Source organism: Cupriavidus campinensis, assembly GCF_905397395.1.
In the GTDB taxonomy this organism is placed as follows: domain Bacteria; phylum Pseudomonadota; class Gammaproteobacteria; order Burkholderiales; family Burkholderiaceae; genus Cupriavidus; species Cupriavidus campinensis.
The window spans coordinates 33,915-52,322 of the sequence record NZ_CAJPVH010000042.1 but is presented as its reverse complement, the minus strand read 5'-3'; the positions used below and the strand labels follow the sequence as shown (position 1 = coordinate 52,322).

Annotated in this window: 14 protein-coding genes; 5 read left to right on the top strand and 9 right to left on the bottom strand. The window is 69.6% G+C overall.

All coding sequences use genetic code 11. From position 1 onward, the window contains the following. Positions 1-53 precede the first annotated feature (53 nt). From KHO18_RS20455 to KHO18_RS20445, 3 genes are all read right to left on the bottom strand, one after another. Positions 54-758, bottom strand: a complete 705-nt coding sequence (locus tag KHO18_RS20455; protein ID WP_211943777.1) for a paraquat-inducible protein A — start codon at positions 756-758, stop codon at positions 54-56. Then, the gene (locus KHO18_RS20450) at positions 755-1,858 is read right to left on the bottom strand and encodes an AI-2E family transporter (RefSeq protein WP_144197366.1); all 1,104 of its coding nucleotides are present in this window, start codon (positions 1,856-1,858) and stop codon (positions 755-757) included. The genes KHO18_RS20455 and KHO18_RS20450 overlap by 4 nt, the downstream gene beginning before the upstream one ends. 126 nt (positions 1,859-1,984) lie before the next feature. Continuing rightward, positions 1,985-3,130: an HPP family protein gene (locus tag KHO18_RS20445; RefSeq protein ID WP_144197367.1), complete on the bottom strand. Its 1,146-nt coding sequence runs from the start codon at positions 3,128-3,130 to the stop codon at positions 1,985-1,987. A gap of 107 nt (positions 3,131-3,237) precedes the next feature. On the opposite strand from KHO18_RS20445, the gene KHO18_RS20440 reads away from it, so the two are divergent. Continuing rightward, the gene (locus KHO18_RS20440; protein ID WP_211943776.1) at positions 3,238-5,055 is read left to right on the top strand and encodes a chloride channel protein; all 1,818 of its coding nucleotides are present in this window, start codon (positions 3,238-3,240) and stop codon (positions 5,053-5,055) included. Here the strand turns inward: KHO18_RS20440 and KHO18_RS20435 are convergent. Further along, complete coding sequence (locus KHO18_RS20435) at positions 5,043-5,465, bottom strand: Lrp/AsnC family transcriptional regulator (RefSeq protein ID WP_144197369.1); 423 nt, start codon at positions 5,463-5,465, stop codon at positions 5,043-5,045. The genes KHO18_RS20440 and KHO18_RS20435 overlap by 13 nt on opposite strands. A gap of 143 nt (positions 5,466-5,608) precedes the next feature. Here KHO18_RS20435 and KHO18_RS20430 point away from each other — a divergent pair, with 143 nt between their 5' ends. Beyond that, positions 5,609-6,487, top strand: coding sequence for a dimethylarginine dimethylaminohydrolase family protein (locus KHO18_RS20430; RefSeq protein ID WP_144197370.1), 879 nt, complete (start codon positions 5,609-5,611; stop codon positions 6,485-6,487). A gap of 13 nt (positions 6,488-6,500) precedes the next feature. Next, entirely contained in the window at positions 6,501-7,550 is a 1,050-nt protein-coding gene (locus tag KHO18_RS20425) for an ornithine cyclodeaminase (protein WP_244844944.1), read from the top strand. 108 nt (positions 7,551-7,658) lie between these two features. Here the strand turns inward: KHO18_RS20425 and KHO18_RS20420 are convergent, their stop codons facing one another. From KHO18_RS20420 to KHO18_RS20400, 5 genes are all read right to left on the bottom strand, one after another. Further along, on the bottom strand, positions 7,659-8,258 hold the full coding sequence (locus KHO18_RS20420; RefSeq protein WP_144197371.1) for a helix-turn-helix domain-containing protein: 600 nt from the start codon (positions 8,256-8,258) through the stop codon (positions 7,659-7,661). Between the two features lie 464 nt (positions 8,259-8,722). Beyond that, complete coding sequence (locus KHO18_RS20415) at positions 8,723-10,051, bottom strand: sigma-54-dependent transcriptional regulator (RefSeq protein WP_377731489.1); 1,329 nt, start codon at positions 10,049-10,051, stop codon at positions 8,723-8,725. Between the two features lie 31 nt (positions 10,052-10,082). Further along, entirely contained in the window at positions 10,083-12,005 is a 1,923-nt protein-coding gene (locus KHO18_RS20410; RefSeq protein WP_211943775.1) for a sensor histidine kinase, read from the bottom strand. Positions 12,006-12,224: 219 nt separating this feature from the next. Beyond that, complete coding sequence (locus KHO18_RS20405; RefSeq protein WP_144197373.1) at positions 12,225-13,535, bottom strand: dicarboxylate/amino acid:cation symporter; 1,311 nt, start codon at positions 13,533-13,535, stop codon at positions 12,225-12,227. A gap of 239 nt (positions 13,536-13,774) precedes the next feature. Beyond that, positions 13,775-16,519 (bottom strand): diguanylate cyclase, encoded by a 2,745-nt coding sequence (locus KHO18_RS20400; RefSeq protein ID WP_244844942.1) that lies wholly within the window; start codon positions 16,517-16,519, stop codon positions 13,775-13,777. A gap of 324 nt (positions 16,520-16,843) precedes the next feature. Here KHO18_RS20400 and KHO18_RS20395 point away from each other — a divergent pair, with 324 nt between their 5' ends. Continuing rightward, positions 16,844-17,725: a c-type cytochrome gene (locus tag KHO18_RS20395; RefSeq protein WP_144197374.1), complete on the top strand. Its 882-nt coding sequence runs from the start codon at positions 16,844-16,846 to the stop codon at positions 17,723-17,725. Positions 17,726-17,946: 221 nt separating this feature from the next. Beyond that, positions 17,947-18,405: a (2Fe-2S)-binding protein gene (locus KHO18_RS20390; RefSeq protein ID WP_144197375.1), complete on the top strand. Its 459-nt coding sequence runs from the start codon at positions 17,947-17,949 to the stop codon at positions 18,403-18,405. Positions 18,406-18,408 lie beyond the last annotated feature (3 nt).

The following is an 18,408-nucleotide window of genomic DNA, read 5'->3' as shown; positions in this document are numbered from 1 at the left end:
GGCGGTGCGCGAGGCGTGGGTGGGGCGCGGGGGCTGGGGGGGCGCGGCGGGGCTCATGGGCGATGGGCCTCGTCACGGGGCGGCACCTCGTCCGCGCCGGGCGGCTCGAGGTAGTGCCACAGGTCGCGCGGATCGAACGACAGCATTGCCGCCAGCACCACCACCAGCGCGCCGAACGACCACAGCGCCACGCCCGGCAGCACCTGCGCCATGGTGGAGAGCTTCACCAGCGTGACCAGCACGCCGATCATGAACACCTCGATCATGCCCCAGGGCCGGGTCTGGCGGATGCCGCGCACGATGCGGTCGAACCCGGGCGGCATCTGCCGGCGCGCCATCGGCACCAGCAGGTAGCCCATCATCAGCATCTCGGAGAGCGGGAACAGGATGGTGGTGGCGAAGACGAGCAGCGCCACCGGCGCCATCTGGTCCGCGAACAGCGCCTGCACGGCGCCGATCAGCGTGGTCTGGGTGCGCACGCCCTTGAGGTCCATCTCCACGATGGGGAAGGCGTTGGAGATCAGGAACAGGATCAGCGCCGTCACCACCAGCGGCAGCAGGCGGCGGTAGGCGCGCGAGCTTTCGCGGTAGAGCGGGCCGCCGCAGCGCAGGCAGGCGGCGCGCTCGCCGGGGGCCAGCGCGGTGCGTTCGTAGAGCGCGTCGCAGTATTCGCAGGCCACCAGCCGGTGCAGGTCCGGGTGCAGGTCCGCAGGCAGGTCCCGCGGGGTCTCGGAAGGGGCGTGCGGCGCCGGCGTCATGCGTCCGGGGTGAGCGTCTTGGGCGGCGCAGTCGTGACGGCGGGCACAGGCGGCCCTTCGTGCGTGCCGATGGTCCAGTCACGCAGCAGCGCGTAGGCCACGGCCAGCACGGTCGGGCCGATGAACACGCCGAGGAAGCCGAAGGCCAGCGCCCCGCCCAGCACGCCCATCATGATCCAGATCAGCGGCAGGCCGGTGCCCTTGCTGATCAGCAGCGGCTTGACCACGTTGTCCGCCATGCCGACCACGGCGCCGCCCCATATCACCATGAAGACCGCCCAGCCGGTGTGGCCCGAATGGTAGAGCCACAGCGCGGCCGGAATCCAGATCAGCGGCGGGCCCATCGGCACCACGGAAAGGAAGAAGGTGATGAAGCCGAGGATGGCGGCGCCGGGCACGCCGGCAATCCAGAAGCCGATGGCGGCCAGCACGGCCTGGATGAAGGCGGTGCCGAGCACCCCGTAGACCACGCCCTTGACCGTGCTGCCGGCCAGCGCCAGCAGGTGGTCGGCACGCTCGCCTGCCACGCGGCGCATGCCGCCGCGCAGCCACTCCACGGCCAGTTCGCCGCCGGTATAGAAGAAGAATGCCAGGACGATGGAGAGCGCCAGCTGGCCCAGCCCGGCGCCAATCGACAAGCCCGCGCCCAGCAGCACATGGCCGACCGGCGCGATCAGCTTGCGCAGGTTGGCCACCATCTCGGAGTCGGCCGTGATGACCTGGTTCCACGCACTGGAGAGCTGGCTGCCGACGAACGGCAGGCTGCTGAGCCATTCGGGCAGTTGCGGAATGCCATGCTCGGTATAGCGCTGGAACAGCGCCTGCAGTTCGTCCAGATGGGCGGAGAAGCTGGCGCCGGCATAGACGAACGGGCCGAGCACAATGACCGTGGAAATCAGCACGCAGATCAGGGCGGCGATGCTGCGCCGGTTGCCCAGCCAGCGCGTGAGCACGGTATAGGGGTACCAGGAGGCGTACGCGAGGATCGCGCCCCACAGCAGCGCAGTGGCAAACGGGGCCAGCACCAGCAGCGAGCCGCCGATCAGCACGATCAGTGCAAAGACGGCGGCGAGCTTTTCAATCAATTGTCCGGAACTCATCGGGCAGATCTCCAGGGGCGCCGTGTGACGGAAACGCCGTAAGCATAGCGGAAATCGATGACAGCGCCGCCGGGGGCGCTGGCCTGGATGAGTGTAATCGGGCGTCAGCGCGCCATCATGGTTGCCTTATGGCTCCGTGACCCCCCGGCGCAGCAGGGCCGCCACGAGGTCCGTCTGCGTGACCATGCCGACCACGCAGCGGTTGTCGTCGATCACGGGCACGTGATGCAGCCCGCCGTCCGAGAACGCCCGGCCCAGCTCCACGATGGGCTGGTCGGGGCGCGCGGTGACCACCGCGCGGGTCATCAGGTCGCGCACGGTGCCGTTCACGCGGCGCGAGTGCATGCGCTGGGCGCGGAAAAAGTCGGTCTGGGTGAGGATGCCGAGCAGGCGGCGCCGGCCGTCCACCACGGGCAGCGCCTTGATGTGATGGCGCGCCAGCAGCGCGGCGGCGTCCGCGGCGGCCTGGCCGGGGCGCACCGCCACCACGTCGCGCGACATGATGTCCCCGCACGACACATCGCCAAAGCGGCGCCGGTAGGCGCGCAGCTCCGCCTCCACGATGATCGCCTCGAGATCGTCTTCCTCGATGTCCAGGAACTCGCCGCGCGCGGCCAGCACGGCGTCCAGGTCGGCGCGCGTCACGCCCACGCGCTGGCTTGGCGGCACGTCGCGGGTGTGGTGCTGCGTGGCGGCCTCGGGCGGCCGGTGCGGATAGCGCCGCCGGGCGAAGTTATTGAAGGCGAGCGCGGTCAGCAGCAGCAGCATCGAATTGATGGCCACCGGCATCACCACGAAGCCGAAGCCCAGCGCCTGCACGGCTGGGCCGCCCAGTACCGCTGTGACGGCTACGGCACCGCTGGGCGGGTGTACGCAGCGCAGCGGGAACATCAGGGCGACGGCGACCGCCACGGCCACGCCGGCCGCCAGCCCGGGGTCCGGAATCCAGCGCGCGCAGGCCACGCCTACGGTGGCGGCGACCAGATTGCCGCCGATGATCGACCACGGCTGGGCCAAAGGGCTGGACGGCACGGCGAACAGCAGCACGGCCGACGCGCCCATCGGCGCGATGAACCACGGGTTGAAGCCCTGCAGGAAGCGGCGGCAGATCCACTCGGTCAGGAACAGGCCGATTAGCGCGCCAAGGCAGCTTTTCAGGCGCTCGCCAAGGCTCGCGGCGATCGGCATCGGCACGAAAGTGCGCAGCCAGGCACGTGCCTCGGTAACAGGATGGGGATGGGAGGGTTGGGAAGAGTCGAATTCGGCGGGCATCGAAATCGGGGGGCGGGGGCGCTCAGGATGCGGGGGTCCGCAAATATATCATGGCGTGATATATTGCGCCGGCCTCCGGACTGCCCACCCCTGCCCCGAACCCGATTATGCCCCTCTCATCACATTCCGGCCCTGCCCCGTTCGAGAAGCGCGACTACGCCGCCAACGGCCGCCTGCCCATGCTGGCCGGCATCGCGCTGGCGATCGGCGCGGTCAGCACCGGCGCCGCCTTCGTGCTGGTGAACCTGATCCGCTTCTTCACCAACCTGTTCTTCTTCCAGACGATCTCCTTCGCGGAGCGCTCGCCGGCCAGCCACGCGCTGGGCGCCTGGGTGATCGTCGTGCCGGTCATCGGCGGGCTCATCGTCGGCCTGATGGCGCGCTACGGCAGCGACAAGATCCGGGGCCACGGCATCCCCGAGGCCATCGAGGCGGTGCTGTTCGGCAAGAGCCGCATGTCGCCGAAGGTGGCCGTGCTCAAGCCGCTGTCGTCCGGCATCGTGATTGGCAGCGGCGGGCCGTTCGGGGCCGAGGGGCCGATCATCATGACCGGCGGCTCCATCGCCTCGCTGCTGGCCCAGTACCTGCACCTGACCGCCGCCGAGCGCAAGACGCTGCTGGTGGCGGGCGCCTGCGCCGGCATGACGGCGATATTCGGCACGCCGGTGGCGGCCGTGCTGCTGGCCATCGAGCTGCTGTTGTTCGAGCTGCGCCCGCGCAGCCTGCTGCCGGTGGCGCTGGCCTGCGCCGTGGCCGGTTTCCTGCGGCCGCTCGTGTTCGAGGCTGGCCCGCTGTTCCCGCTCCAGACCGCGCCGGCCAGCACACTGGCGCTGGGCTCGTGCGTGCTGGCCGGGCTGCTGTGCGGCGTGCTTGGCGCCGGGCTGACGCTGGCGCTCTATCGCACCGAGGACGCGTTCGGCAAGTTGCGGCTGCACTGGATGTGGTGGCCGGCCATCGGCGGCCTGGTGGTGGGCATTGGCGGCTATTTCGAGCCGCGCGCGCTGGGCGTGGGCTACGACGTGATCGGCGACCTGCTCAACAACCGCCTCGCGCTGGAGGTGGCCGTGGCGCTGCTGGCCGTCAAGGCCGTGATCTGGATTGCCGCGCTGGGCTCGGGCACCTCGGGTGGGGTGCTGGCGCCCCTGCTGATGCTGGGCGCCGGCCTGGGCGTGGTGCTGGCGCCGGTGTTGTCGGGCGGCTCGCCGGCGCTCTGGGCGCTGGTCTGCATGGCTGGCGTGCTCGGCAGCGTGCTGGGCGCGCCGCTGACCGCCATCGTGTTCGCCTTCGGCCTCACGCATGACAGCGAGGCGCTGCTGCCGCTGCTGCTGACCACGGCGGTGGCCTACGGCTTCTCGGTGCTGACCATGAAGCGGTCGATCATGACCGAGAAGATCGCCCGGCGCGGGCTCCATATCTATCGGGAGTACGGCGTGGACCCGCTCGAACGCGCGCACGTGGACGAGCTGATGACGCGCGAGGTGGTGACCATCGACGCCGACCTGCCGGTGGCCGACGCGCTGCCGCGCTACTTTGGCGATCACACGGCCCAGCGCGCCGCCCATCGCGCCTACCCGGTGGTGCGCGCGGGCCGGCTGGTCGGCATGCTCAATCGCACGGCCATCGTCGCGGCCCATGCCGGGGACAATGCGGGGCTGCGTTGCGGGGATCTGGTGGCGGGGCAGGGCGATGCTCCTGCCGCCGTACTCTTGCCCGCACTGACCGGCCGCGCCGCAGCCGGCCGCATGGCCGAACTGAGCGTGGCGCGCCTGCCGGTGGTGGAGAGCCTGGCGACGATGCGCATCGTCGGCATCGTCTCGCTACGCGACCTGCTGGCGCCGAGCGGCCATGTGATGCACGAGGAAACCCGCCGCGAGCGGCTGCGCGGGGCGGTGCGCGCGGTGCGCGGCGTCGGTCAGAGCTTGTAGCTCGTCAGCAGGATGCTGGTCTCGGTGGCCGAGATCCCCTCGATCAGCCGGATCCGGTCCAGCGTGCGGTCGAACTGCTCCAGCGTATCCGCGCGCAGTTCGGCGATGATGTCCCAGCGGCCGTTAGTCGTATGCAGGGTCTGCACATTGGGCTCGCCGCGCAGGGCCTGCAGCACCTGCCGGGCGCGGTTGCCCTCCACGGCCACCGTCATCCAGGCCCGAATGCGGTGCGGCTCGGCCTCGGCCTTCAGCCGCACCGTGTAGCCGACGATCAGTCCTTCCTTCTCCAGTTTGTCGATCCGGTTCTGCACCGTGGCGCGCGAGACGCGCAGCGCCTTGGCCAGCGCCGTCACGGGCGTGCGGGCGTTGTCGCGCAACAGGCTCAACAGTTGCTGGTCGGTGGCGTCCATTGGGGGCTCCTCTGGCGATTTGTCGCCTTATGTTGGCGGATTGTCGAATCGTGCGCGCAATTTGTCCACTTTGCTGGCTATTTGTTGGCGTGGGCGGGCATCAGAATGCACCCACGGCAGCCACATCAGACAAAGGAGCCCCCGTGACCGACCGCCCGACCATCCTCCTCATCGCCCCCACGTTCTATGACGTGTCCTACAGCATCAATCCGTGGATGGACCCCGCGGCCTGGGCGCGCGACCCGCGCGGCATGCATCGCCAGGCCCGGGCGTCGTTCGACGCGCTCCACGCCGCGCTGACCGCCGCCGGGTTTGCGGTCGAGGTGGCCGAAGGGGCGCCGGGTCAGCCCGACATGGTGTTCCCGGCCAACGCGGCGGTCGTGCTCGACGGCAAGGCCGTGCTGGCACGCTTCCGCTACCCGCAGCGCCGGGGCGAGGAAGCGCCGTTCGCGGCCATCTTCGAGGCGCTGCGCGCGCGCGGCCTGCTCGACAGCGTGACCACGCTGCGCGAGGGCTGTTATCAGGAAGGGGCGGGCGACTGCATCTGGGACGCGCAGCGCGGCCATTTCTGGGCCGGTTTCGGCCCGCGCTCCTCCCGGGAGGCCGCCGATGCCATGGCCGCGCAGTTCGGCCAGGAGGTGGTGGCGCTGGAGTTGGCCACCGAGCAAAGCTATCACCTCGACGTCTGCTTCTGCCCGCTGGCCGGCGGCGAGGTGCTCTATTACCCGCCCGCGTTCTCAGCGGCGGCGCTGCGGCTGCTGCACGCGCGTGTGCCGGCGGCGCTGCGCATCGAGGCCACCGAGGAAGACCTGCGCCACTTCAGCGTCAACGCCGTGAATCTGGACGACCAGGTGGTGATGACCCGCACCACGGCGCATCTGCGCGGCGAACTGGGCCGGCGCGGCTACCGGCTGCACGAGGTGGACCTGTCGCCGTACATGCTCTCCGGCGGCGGGGCCTACTGCATGACGCTGCGCCTGGATCGCACCAGCACGCCCGCGCGCCGCGCCGTGGCCGCATGACCAGGAGACCGCCATGACGCCCAGAATGACAACCTTCCTCGACGCCGCCGATGCCGCCACGCTGGTGCGCCGCCTCGGCGTCGCCCGGGCCATCGGCGAGGTGGCCGAGCACGTCCGGCATGACTTCCTGCGCTGGCCTGCCTTCGAGAAATCGGCCCGGCTGGCCAGCCATTCGCCGGTAGGCGTGATCGAGCTGATGCCGGTCAGCGACGGCACCCAGTTCGCCTTCAAGTACGTCAACGGGCATCCCGGCAATGCACAGCAGGCACTGCCGACGGTGATGGCCTGCGGCATGCTGGCCGATGTGCGCACGGGTTTCCCGCTGCTGCTGGCCGACCTGACACTGGCCACGGCGCTGCGCACGGCTGCCACCTCGGCGCTGGCGGCGCGCGCCATGGCCCGGCCCGGCGCGCGCACGATGGCGCTGGTCGGCAATGGCGCGCAGGCCGAGTTCCAGTCTCTGGCCTTCCACGCGCTGCTTGGCGTGCGCGAGATCCGCGCCTACGACATCGACCCGGCCGCCACCGCGCGGCTGGTGCACAACCTCGCCGGCGTGGCGGGCCTGTCGATCGTGCCGGTGGGGTCGATCTCCGCCGCGCTGGCAGGGGCCGACATCGTGACCACGGTCACGGCCGACAAGACCCACGCCACCATCCTCACGCCGGACATGATCCGTCCCGGCATGCACCTGAACGCCGTGGGCGGCGATTGCCCGGGCAAGACCGAGCTGCACGCAGACATCCTGCACGCCGCGCGGATCGTGGTGGAGTACGCCCCGCAGTCGCGCATCGAGGGCGAGATCCAGCAATGGCCCGAGGCGCCGGTGCAGGAGTTGTGGGAAGTGCTGTCCGGCGCCGCACCAGGCCGGGTGTCGGCGGACGACGTGACGATCTTCGATTCGGTGGGATTCGCGCTGGAGGACTATGCCGTGCTGCGCTGGCTCCATGCCGCCGCGCGCGCGCATGGCGTGGGGCGGCCGATCGCGCTGGTGGCGCTGCCGCCAGACCCGCGCGACCTGTACGGCTGGATGATGGCTTCCTGCCAGGAAGCCGTGGCAGCGTGAGGGGTGCGTGAGGGGTGCGGGCGGGGGAGTGTACGGGGCTCTTACTTAATACCGGACGGGTCGATGGGCTCCCCGCTCCCGAAGGAGCAGGGGAGTCAGCCCGGGCGCTCAGGCGCCCACGCGCCCCATCATCAGCTGCGCGCGCAGGAAGCCCTTGATCTCTTCCAGCGACGGCGTCTTCAGGAACACCATGATGCCCCATTGCTGGAGCGCATCGGCCACGCCGTCATAGGCCTGGCGGTTGGTGATGACGGCGAAGATCACGCGTTGCCGGGCGAAGAAGTTCTGGAGCTTCTCGATGATCGCCGACTCGGCGTCGTTCAGCTCTTCCACGTAGTAGAGCACCACGCGCGGCCGGGCATCGACCGAGGTGATGACCGTGTCGACCACGTCCTCGAGCACCTGGCTCTTGAGCGGCAGCGACCACTTGCCCAGCTGGGCGCTGATGCGCTGCGCTTCCTGGTGGTTCGGGTGAAACACCACGAGGTCGAGGTCGTGCTCGGCGGCCATGTCGGGCGCGGCGCGGCTCGCCAGCAGGCGGTGGACAGTTTCCTTGTGAATGCGCCGATGGCCGCCGTTGGTCTTCCACGCGCCCAATTCGCCGCGTTCGACCATTTTCTGGACGGTGCCCAACGAGACGTTGAGAAGTTTTGCCGCAGTCCGCGTGCTGTAGTAGGGCTTTTCAGCCAGTTCCGGATCCAGTTTCATCCAATCACCCGTAGTGTCGATCGGCAGCACGGCGCCAGTTGCTCGCCGCGTGGCACCCTCGGACGCGCCACGCCGTTTTGATCCGGGCTGCCGGATTTACTGACCCTGACATTTGCGACCCGCTCCCCGGCCGGTCTTTGTTGCTTTTTCCCTCGCCCGGGCTCAGGTGCCCGTGCACGGTGTAGGAACCTGGCAGTCTGTGCCGCCTGTTGGCGTTCCGCCATGCCAATAGTATGGCTTCAACGCGCTGTGCCGCCACGGGGAAACCCGCGATTGGCATCACACTTTTGTTGTTTAACGTACATCGGGCAGCTTCGGTGGACGGCACAACGCTGTCGGTTCGCATTCACGCCGGCATTTCTGCCCGCGTGCCGGTCCTAGCGCACCTCTGAAGTGACAGGTGCCAGGCGCCGCAGTTCCCCCGTTTGGTACATTCGATACATTGCCGTCGATGGCGTTACTTTTCAGTTCAATCCGTACTTCCTTACCTTGTCGAACAGCGTGGTCTTGGCCACGCCCAGCGCCTCGCTGGCGCGGGTCAGATTGCCGTCGTGGCGGCGCAGCGCATCGGCAATCAGCGCGCGCTCGAACTGCTCCACGGCCTGGGGCAGCGGCAGTGCGTGCGGCGCGGCGCCACCCTGGGCCGGGTCGCAGCCCAGGCCCAGCACATGGCGTTCAGCCAGGTTGCGCAGCTCGCGCACATTGCCGGGCCAGGGATAGGCCACCAGCCGCGCCAGTTCGGCCGCCGTGGCCGGCACGGCCTCGCGCTCGAAGCGCAGCGCTGCCTGGGCGACGAAATGCTCGAACAGCTGCGGCACGTCCTCGCGCCGCTCGCGCAGCGGCGGCAGCGCCAGCGTCACCACGTTCAGCCGGTAGTACAGGTCGGCGCGGAACTGGCCGGCGTCGGCCAGTGCGCGCAGGTCCGCCTTGGTCGCCGCCACCACGCGTGCGTTCACCGGCACCGGCAGGTTGGAGCCCAGCCGCTCCACCACGCGCTCCTGCAGCACGCGCAGCAGCTTGATCTGCATCGGCATGGGCATGCTCTCGATCTCGTCGAGGAACAGCGTGCCGCCCTCCGCATGCTCGATCTTGCCGATGCGGCGCCGCGCGGCGCCCGTGAACGAGCCGGCCTCGTGACCGAAGATTTCCGATTCGAACAGCTGTTCGGGCAGGCCACCGCAGTTGATCGGCACGAAATGGCGCGCGCGCCGGCCGCTGGCTTCGTGCAGGCAGCGCGCCACCAGTTCCTTGCCGGTGCCGGTCTCGCCGTGGATCAGCACGTTGGCGGCGGTGTCGGCCAGGTCGGCAATCATCTGGCGCAGCCGGCCGATGGCCGGCGAGTCGCCGATCAGCCGGGCGGACAGCGCCTCGCGCCCGGCCAGCCGCGCACGCAGTTCGGCCACTTCCAGCGCCAGCCGGCGCTTGTCGAGAGCGCGGCGGCACGTGGCTACCAGCCGCTCGGGCGAGAACGGCTTCTCGAGGAAGTCGTACGCGCCTTGTTTCATGGCTTGCACGGCCAGCGACACATCGCCGTGGCCGGTGATCATGATGACCGGCAGCGCGGCGTCGCGGGCCATCAGCTCGCGCAGCAGCGCCATGCCGTCGGCGCCGGGCAGGTGGATGTCGCTGACGACGATGCCGGCGTAGCCGGCCTGCACCTCGCGCAGCGCGGCCTCGGCGCTGGGCACGGCGCGCGTGGCCATGCCCTCGAGCCGCAGCGCCTGCTCGCAGCCCAGCCGCACGTCCGGGTCGTCCTCGACGATCATCACGGTCATGGCGGTCATGGCGGTCATGCCAGCCGTCATGGCGTCCGGCTGCTGCACCTCAGCCGACATGGCGCGCCTCCGGCCCGGCCTCTGGCAGGGCGAGCGTAAAGCAGGCGCCGCCCTCGGGATGGTTGATCGCGGTCAGCGTGCCGCCGTTCTCGTTCAGGATGCCGGCGGACAGCGTCAGGCCGAGGCCCAGCCCCTCGCCAGCCGGCTTGGTCGTGAAGAACGGCTCGAACAGCCGCGCGAAGGCCGCCTCGGACAGCCCCGGGCCGCTGTCGCGCACGGTCAGGTGCACCAGCCCGCCGCTCTGGTAGGCGTGCAGCGAGAGGCGGGGCGCCCCGCGGCCGGCCATCGCGGCCATGGCATCGAGCGCATTGCCGACGAGGTTGACAAGCACCTGCTCAAGCCGGTTCGGGTCGCAGGCCACCATCAGGTGGGGGTCGATGTCGCGCTCGATGGCCGGTGCCACCGCCGCGATGCGCGTCTCCAGCAGGAACAGCGCGTTGTCCACCGCCTCGGCCAGCCGGGCCGTGCCGCGCTGGCCCACCGAGGGGTTGCGCGCGAAAGACTTCAGCGCGCCCGTGATGCGCCCCATGCGGTCCACCAGCCCAATGATCTTGCCGAGGTTTTCCTGCGCCGTGGCGTGGTCGCCGCGTTCGAGGAACTTGCTGGTGTTGCCCGAGAGCGTGCGCAGCGCCGCGAGCGGCTGGTTCAGTTCATGGGCGATGCCGGCCGACATCTGGCCCACCGCGGCGAGCTTGCCGGCCTGCATCAGCCCATCCTGCGCCTGGCGCAGGAAGGTCTCGGTGCGGGTGCGTTCGGCCACTTCGGCATGCAGTTGCTGGTTGGCGGCGGAGAGGTCGGCGGTGCGCTCGGCCACCTTGCGTTCGAGTTCGCTGTTGGCCGCCTCCAGCGCCGCGCGCGCCGCCAGCCGCTCGCTGACAATGCGCCGCCGCACGTTCCAGGCCGCTCCGAGCAGCAGCACGAAGGCCGCCAGCACGCCGCTCAGCGCCGCGCTGTTGAGCGCGGCCACGCGGGCCTGCGAGATATTGGTCAGCAGCGTCAGGTTCCAGTCGGTGCCGGGCAGGGCCAGGTGCTGGGCCAGCATCGGCGGGCCCTGGCGCAGCCGCACCAGCGCGTCGCCGCCTTCGCTCGGGCCGGGGCCGAGTTCGCGCACCGTGGTCAGCGCCAGCGGGGGCAGCGGGGCGCGGTTGTACTGGAGCGAGCGGTCCAGCTTCTCGCGCTGGGCCGGTGCCAGCGGGCGCAGCGCGGCCAGCTTCCAGGACGGGTCCGAGGCCAGGATCACCACGCCGTTCTCGTCGGTCAGCAGCATCTGGCTGTCATTGCCCTGCCAGCGGTTCTCGAGCGGCTCCAGGCCGATCTTGACCACCGCCACGCCCGCCGGCTTGTCGCGGTCGCCCAGCGGCGCGGAGAGGTAGTAGCCAGACTCGCTGCGCGTGGTGCCCACGCCGTAGAAGCGGCCCAGCTGGCCTTCGATGGCGCTGCGGAAGTAGGGGCGGAAGCTCAGGTCTTCGCCGAGGTAGCTGTCCGGACGCTGGAAATTGCTGGTGGCGAGGACCTTGCCGCGCGCATCGAGGATATAGACCACGCGGGTGCCGGCCCGGCCGTTCAGCGCGGCGAGGTAGGCGTTGGCGGCGGCCACGCGCTCGGGGTTGCCCGGCTGGCGCAGCAATCCCTCGACGCGGGCATCGAGCGAGAGCAGGCTCGGCACGTAGTCGAAGCGGGCCAGTTCGCTCTCCAGCGTTTGGGCGTACAGGCGCATCTGCACCTGGCCGCGCTCGGCCTGGCGGTCCAGCGCGGTGTCATAGGTCAGGCGATAGCCGAGCCAGCCCGCGGCCGTCACCAGCGCGGCCAGGGCCAGCAGGGCGACGATCGGCGCGGCGCGGCGCCAGGGCGAGATGCCGCCGCCCCCGCCAGGAGCGAGGCCGGTATCGGCGGAAGACAGGGGGCCGGTCATGAGGAATTCTGTGAGGCGGATGCACAGCCGCCAGGTGACGCAGACACCGCATTCCGCGTGCGCGGATCGGGCCGGATCGGCGGCGAGGCCCACGTTTTACCACACCCCGCCCACCCCCCGCCCAAATGCCGGCCAAATCGGACAGGTCAGACGCCCCGGTAAACGCAAAAAGGCCCGGCCGCCTGATCGGCAACCGGGCCCTGGCACGCCTTGGCCGGCTTACTTGCTGGCCAGCGCCTGAGCGGGTGTCAGGCCGGTGTTGCTGTCCGCCGAGGTGTCGTCCTCGTCGGAAAGATCCGGCGCGCCGATCGCGCCTTCGCTTTTGGCGACGACGGTCGTGGCAATGGCATTGCCCAGCACATTGGTGACGGTACGGCCCATGTCCAGGATGTGATCGATCCCCAACACGAGCAGGATGCCGGCCTCCGGCAGGCCGAACATCGGCAGCACGGCGGCCACCACCACCAGCGAGGCACGCGGCACGCCGGCGATGCCCTTGCTGGTCACCAGCAGCACCAGCAGCATGGTGATCTGCTGCGTGAGCGAGAGCTGGATGCCGTACACCTGCGCCACGAACAGCGCGGCGAACGAGGTGTACATGATGGAGCCGTCCAGGTTGAACGAGTAGCCGAGCGGCAGCACGAAGCCGGTGATGCGCGGCTTCACGCCGAAGCGCGTGAGCTGCTCGATCACCTTCGGGTAGGCCGATTCGCTGCTGGCCGTGGCGAAGCCGATCATCAGCGGCGCGCGCAGCTGGCGGATCAGGCGGAAGATGTCGCGGCCCAGGAAGTAGTAGCCGCCGGCGATCAGCGCCACCCACAGCAGCGCCAGCGCCAGGTACAGGCTGCCCAGCAGCTTGGCGTAGATCGTCAGCACGCCCAGCCCCTGCGCCGTGATCACGGCGGACACCGCGCCGAACACGCCGATGGGCGCGAACGCCATCACGTAGTTGGTCACCTTCAGCATCACGTGGCCGAGGCCGTCCACACCTTGCAGCACCGGCTTGCCGATGCCGTCCTTGAGGGTGCCGAGCGCGAAGCCAAAGAACAGCGAGAACACCACGATCTGCAGGATCTCGTTGGTGGCCATGGCCTCCACGAAGCTCTTGGGGAACATGTGCGCGATGAACTCGCGCAGGTTCAGCGCCCCGGTCTTCAGGTTCGAGGCGGCGTCCGCGGCCGGCAGCGGCAGGTTCATGCCGTGGCCCGGCGCCAGCAGGTTGGCCATCACCAGGCCCAGCAGCAGCGAGGTGATCGAGGCGCCCAGGAACCACGCCATCGCCTTCAGGCCGATGCGGCCGACGGCCTTGCCGTCGCCCATGCCGGCGATGCCGGAGACCAGCGTGGCGAACACCAGCGGGCCGATGATCATCTTGATCATCCGCATGAAGATGTCGGTGAGGATGGAGAAGTGATCCGCGATCGATTTCGCGGTGGCGGCGTCGGGCGCCAGGTGGTGGGCAGCGGTGCCGGCCAGAACGCCGAGCAGCATCGCGATGAAGATCAGTGTGGGCAGTCGCTTCATTGTCATCGTCAGTACATCCTCCTTGGGGTCGGGCACGTAGGCATCGCGCCCTGACAGCGGCGCCTAGGCGTGCACGAGGCGTGCCAGCGCGGCGGCCCCCGAGGGAGGGTGTAAGTCGATGAATAAAAAGGGAATTTCGATGTGATGGCGGCGCGGCGTTCGGAAATCCGGACAACCGGGTGGGAAGCCCATTCGGAAATCCGAACGGCAGGGCGGGCCGGTGTGATGCCGGCACCCCAAGGGTGTCAGGCCGTGTCCGCCTCGCGCTCCCACGCCTCGAGCAGTTGCTCCACCGGCACCGGCCGGCCGATCACATAGCCCTGCGCGTAGTCCACGCCAATCGCGCGCAGCGTGCCCAGCGTTTCCTCGTCCTCCACGGACTCGGCCACGGTCTGCACGCCCAGCCGGTGGCCGATGTCGTTGATCGAGCTGACGATCTCCCGGTCCACCACGCTGCCGGTGAGGTTGCGGATGAAGCTGCCGTCGATCTTGAGGTAGTCCACCGGGAACTGCTTCAGATAGGAAAACGACGAAAGGCCGGCGCCGAAGTCGTCCAGCGCCACGGTGCAGCCGGTGCTGCGCATCTCCGCCACCAGCCGGCTGGCGGCGGTCATGTTGTTGATCAGCGCGGTCTCTGTGATCTCCAGCCGGATGCGGCTGGCGGGCAGCACGGAGTCGCGCAGGGCGTCGTGCAGGAAGGGCAGCAGGAAAGGCTCGCCCAGCGAGTTGGCCGACAGGTTGATCGACACCGACAGCCCCGGCACCGCCGCCAGCCGCCGCCCGTACTGGTGCAGCACGTTGCGGATCACCCAGCGGTCGATGTGGCCCATCAGGTCATAGCGCTCGGCCGCCGGAATGAAGGCGCCGGGCATGATCAGCGCGCCTTGCTCGTCGACCATGCGGACCAGGATCTCGACGTGCCGGCCCTGCTCGCCCTCGCGCAGGGAGCGGATCTCCTGGGCGTAGAGGCGGAAGCGGTTGGCGTCGAGGGCCGAATGGATGCCGGCGGCCACCTCCAGCTCACGGTGATGGCGGCGCGCGTCGCTTTCATCGCGCCGGTAGACCGAGACCCGGTTGCGGCCGGCAGCCTTGGCGGCGTAGCAGGCCACGTCGGCGCGGCTCATCAGCTCGCCCACCGGCGGGGCGTCGGCGTCGATGGCGGCGATGCCGATGCTGGCGCCCACATCGTAGACACGGCCTTCCCACGGGAAGCGGCGTTCGTGCACGGCGTCGATGACCTTCTGGCACACGTGCTCGGCGTGGTCCACCGAGCAGTCCTTGAGCAGCAGCGCGAATTCGTCGCCGCCCAGCCGGGCGAGCAGGTCGTCGGGGCGTACGTGGTGGCGGATCACATAGCCCAGTTCGCGCAGCAGCACGTCCCCGGCGCCGTGGCCGGCGGTGTCGTTGACGATCTTGAAGCGGTCCAGGTCGATAAAGCACAGCGCGGCGCGGTGGCCGTGCAGCCGGGCGGCCTCGCAGGACTCGCGCAGGCGCTTTTCGAACCAGGCGCGGTTGGGCAGGCCGGTCAGGGCGTCGTGGGTGGCCGAGTGGGCCAGTTCGCGCTGGAGCGCCCGGGAGGTGGTGATGTCCTGGAACACCAGCACGGCGCCGAGCACGCCGCCGTCATTGGTCAGCACCGGTGCGGCGGAGTCCTGCACGTCATGGCGCTCGCCGGTCAGGCTTTGCAGCACCGCGCCTTCCTGGAGGTAGGCCGGGCGCAGGGTCTGCAGACACTGCTCCACCGGGCTGGGGATGGTCACGCCGGTGATTTCATCGACGATGCGGAAGACCTGCTCGAGCGGCTGGCCCATCGCGGCGTCCAGGCTCCAGCCGGTGAGCTGCTCGGCGATGGGGTTCATGAAGGTCACGCGCATCACGCGGTCCGTGCAGATCACCGCGTCGCCAATCGAGCGCAGGGTGATGTGCAGCCGCTCCTTCTCCTCGAACAGCGCGCGGTTCAGGCGGCGCTGCTCGGTGATGTCCCAGTTCGTGCCGACCAGCGCGCGCGTCATGCCGCGGCGCGTGGGGGTGCCTGTGCTGGCGCCGCCGCCGTGGTTACCTTCGTCCTCATCCTCGTGGTGCGAGACCATGGCCATGGCGCGCACGTGGCGCACCTCGCCGGTGGGGCATACCACGCGGTATTCGGTATCGAAGCGATGCACGCCGCGAATCGCCTGGCGCATCTCGGTGCTGACGCGGCTCACGTCCTCGGGGTGCAGCATGGCAATCCACTGCGCCAGCGTGGGCGCGCCCAGCTCCACCGGGGTGCCGTGCAGCGCGTGCATGCGGGCATCCCAGGTGATGGTGGCGTTGGTGAAATCCCATTCCCAGATGCCCACGCCGCCGGCTTCCACGGCCAGTTCCATGCGGCGCGCCAGTTGTTCCATGCGTTCGTGGTCCAGCTTGCGGCGGTGGATGTCCTCCACCTGGGCGATGTAGTGGTCCGGGTGGCCGGTCTGCTCGTTGCGCACCATCGACACGGCCAGCAGCGCCCAGCGGTAGCGGCCGTCCTTGTGGCGGTAGCGCTTTTCCATGCGGTAGGCGTCGATCTCGCCGGCGGTCAGGCGCTCCAGCTGGCGCAGGTCGGCGCCCAGGTCGTCCGGGTGGGTGATCAGCTGGAACGGGGTCTCGCGGAACTCTTCGGGCGTGTACCCGAGCAGCTCGCACATGGCGCGGTTCACCAGCTGCCAGCGCCCATCCAGCCCAACCAGCGCCATGCCGATGGCGGAATGCTCCAGCGCCTGGCGGAAGCGTTGCTCGCTGCTGCGCAGGTTGGCGCGGCTCTTGCGATTCTGCGCGCTCATGAAGGCGATGCAGGCCGGGAAGACCGTCACCAGCGCGGCCGAGACCAGCAGCTCGTGGCCGGCCCAGATGGCTGCCACCCCGCCGAGCGTGCACAGTGCCAGCAGCCCGCCCTGCAGCGGCCGCCGCCACGGGGCAGCCGCCGGTGGCGGGGGTTGGAGGGGGTTCGCGGCCGTCTCTGGCGTCATGTCTTGTGTTGTCGATGGCTGCCCCTGTGCATCAGGAGGCGGTCCGGGATACGGCGGGCGCCGGCGCAATGGTCGCACCCCTGCCCAGCGTATGGCGCAATGTAGTCGTTCTGCGGGGCGGACCAGACCCGAGATACGGGGCATGGCGGGGCGTTGTTGGGGCTGGCGCTCGGGCGCATTTTTTGGTAGGGGGTGGGGAAGACCCGATGCCGCGGGCGGTCGGCGTCTGTATCATCGCGCACAGAATCCGCGCCCCGTTCCGGCTGCAATCAGGCCGGGGCGGGCCGCGCGGCGGCCGTGCCTCCGCCACGGAGAGGGGAACCCATGGATATTGCGCGATTCTTCCGCATCGCCAGTTCGGCGTCGATTGCCTTCGTTGTCGTGGTGGCGGTGGCCGTGGGCAGTACCTATTGGTGGGGCGGACGCAAGCTCGCGCGGACGGTGGACGTCAGCGTGGCCCCGGTGACGATTCCCACCGACGCCGCCGCCATTGCCCATGGCAAATATCTTTACGAATCGCGCGGCTGCATGGACTGCCACGGCGCCAAGGGCGCCGGCAAGCAGGTCTTCGACGAGCCCAACGGCCTGCGCGTGCGGGCGCCCGACATCACCCAGGCCAACCCCGACGTCGCCCGATACCGCCCCGAGGACTGGGACCGCGCCATCCGCCACGGCGTGGCGCAGTCGGGCCGGCCGCTGCTGATCATGCCGAGCGAGGATTACAACCGGCTTTCAAATGAGGACTTCGGCGCGCTGGTGGCCTACGTGCGCAGCCTGCCGCCGGCCAACGGGCAGCCGGCCGAAGTGCGCTTCCCGTGGTTCGCGCAGGGGCTGTACGGCGCAGGCGTGATCCGGGACGCCGCCGAGAAGATCAACCATGACCTGCCGCCCGCGCCCGCGATTGCCGCCGCGGTGACGCCGGCCTATGGCCAGTACATGGCCAACGCCTGCATGGGCTGCCATGGCGGCGACCTGCGCGGCGGCCATATCCCCGGTGCCCCGCCCGACTGGCCGCCGGCCGCCGACCTGCGCCCGAACGGCGTGATGAAGCGCTACCCCCAGCCGGACCAGTTCGTCGCCATGATGCGCACCGGCAAGCGCCCCGACGGCACCGACGTGAGCCGGGTCATGCCGTTCTCGTCGTTCGCCAAGATGAACGACACCGATCTCAACGCGCTGCATCTCTATTTGTCCGCGACTAAATAGAAGGGGCACGCTATTAAATAGCAGGGCCAGCAAACCTCGGTTTCGCCCCATCCCGGTGCACGCCAACCCATGTGCGGGGGCCGACGCACGTTTCTCGAATTTGTTCTATCCTCCGTGGGCGCCGCCGGGTGGCCAGGGATCCCGTGCCACGTTGCATGCCAACGAGCCCGGCGGTGCGATGCAAGAAGACTAAGGGCAACGCACCCAAGGAGTTCCCCGCAATGACTACCCTCACCCTCAACGGCAAGACCGTGGACGTGGACGCCGATCCGTCCACGCCACTGCTCTGGGCCCTGCGCGACAACCTCGGCATGACCGGCACCAAGTTCGGCTGCGGCATGGCCGCCTGCGGCGCCTGCACGGTCCACATCAACGGTCAGGCCACGCGTAGCTGCGTGATGCCGATCTCGGCCGTGGCCGGCAGCAAGGTCGGCACCATCGAATCGATGCCGGACGACAAGATCGGCCGCGCCGTGCTCGACGCCTGGCTGCGCCACGATGTGGCCCAGTGCGGCTACTGCCAGAACGGGCAGGTGATGAGCGCCGTGGGCCTGCTGCGCAGCAAGCCGCGCCCCACCGACGCCGACATCGACCAGGCCATGGCCGGCAACGTCTGCCGCTGTGGCACCTATCAACGGATTCGCGCGGCCATCAAGGATGCCGCCCGGGCCATCGCCTGAGCG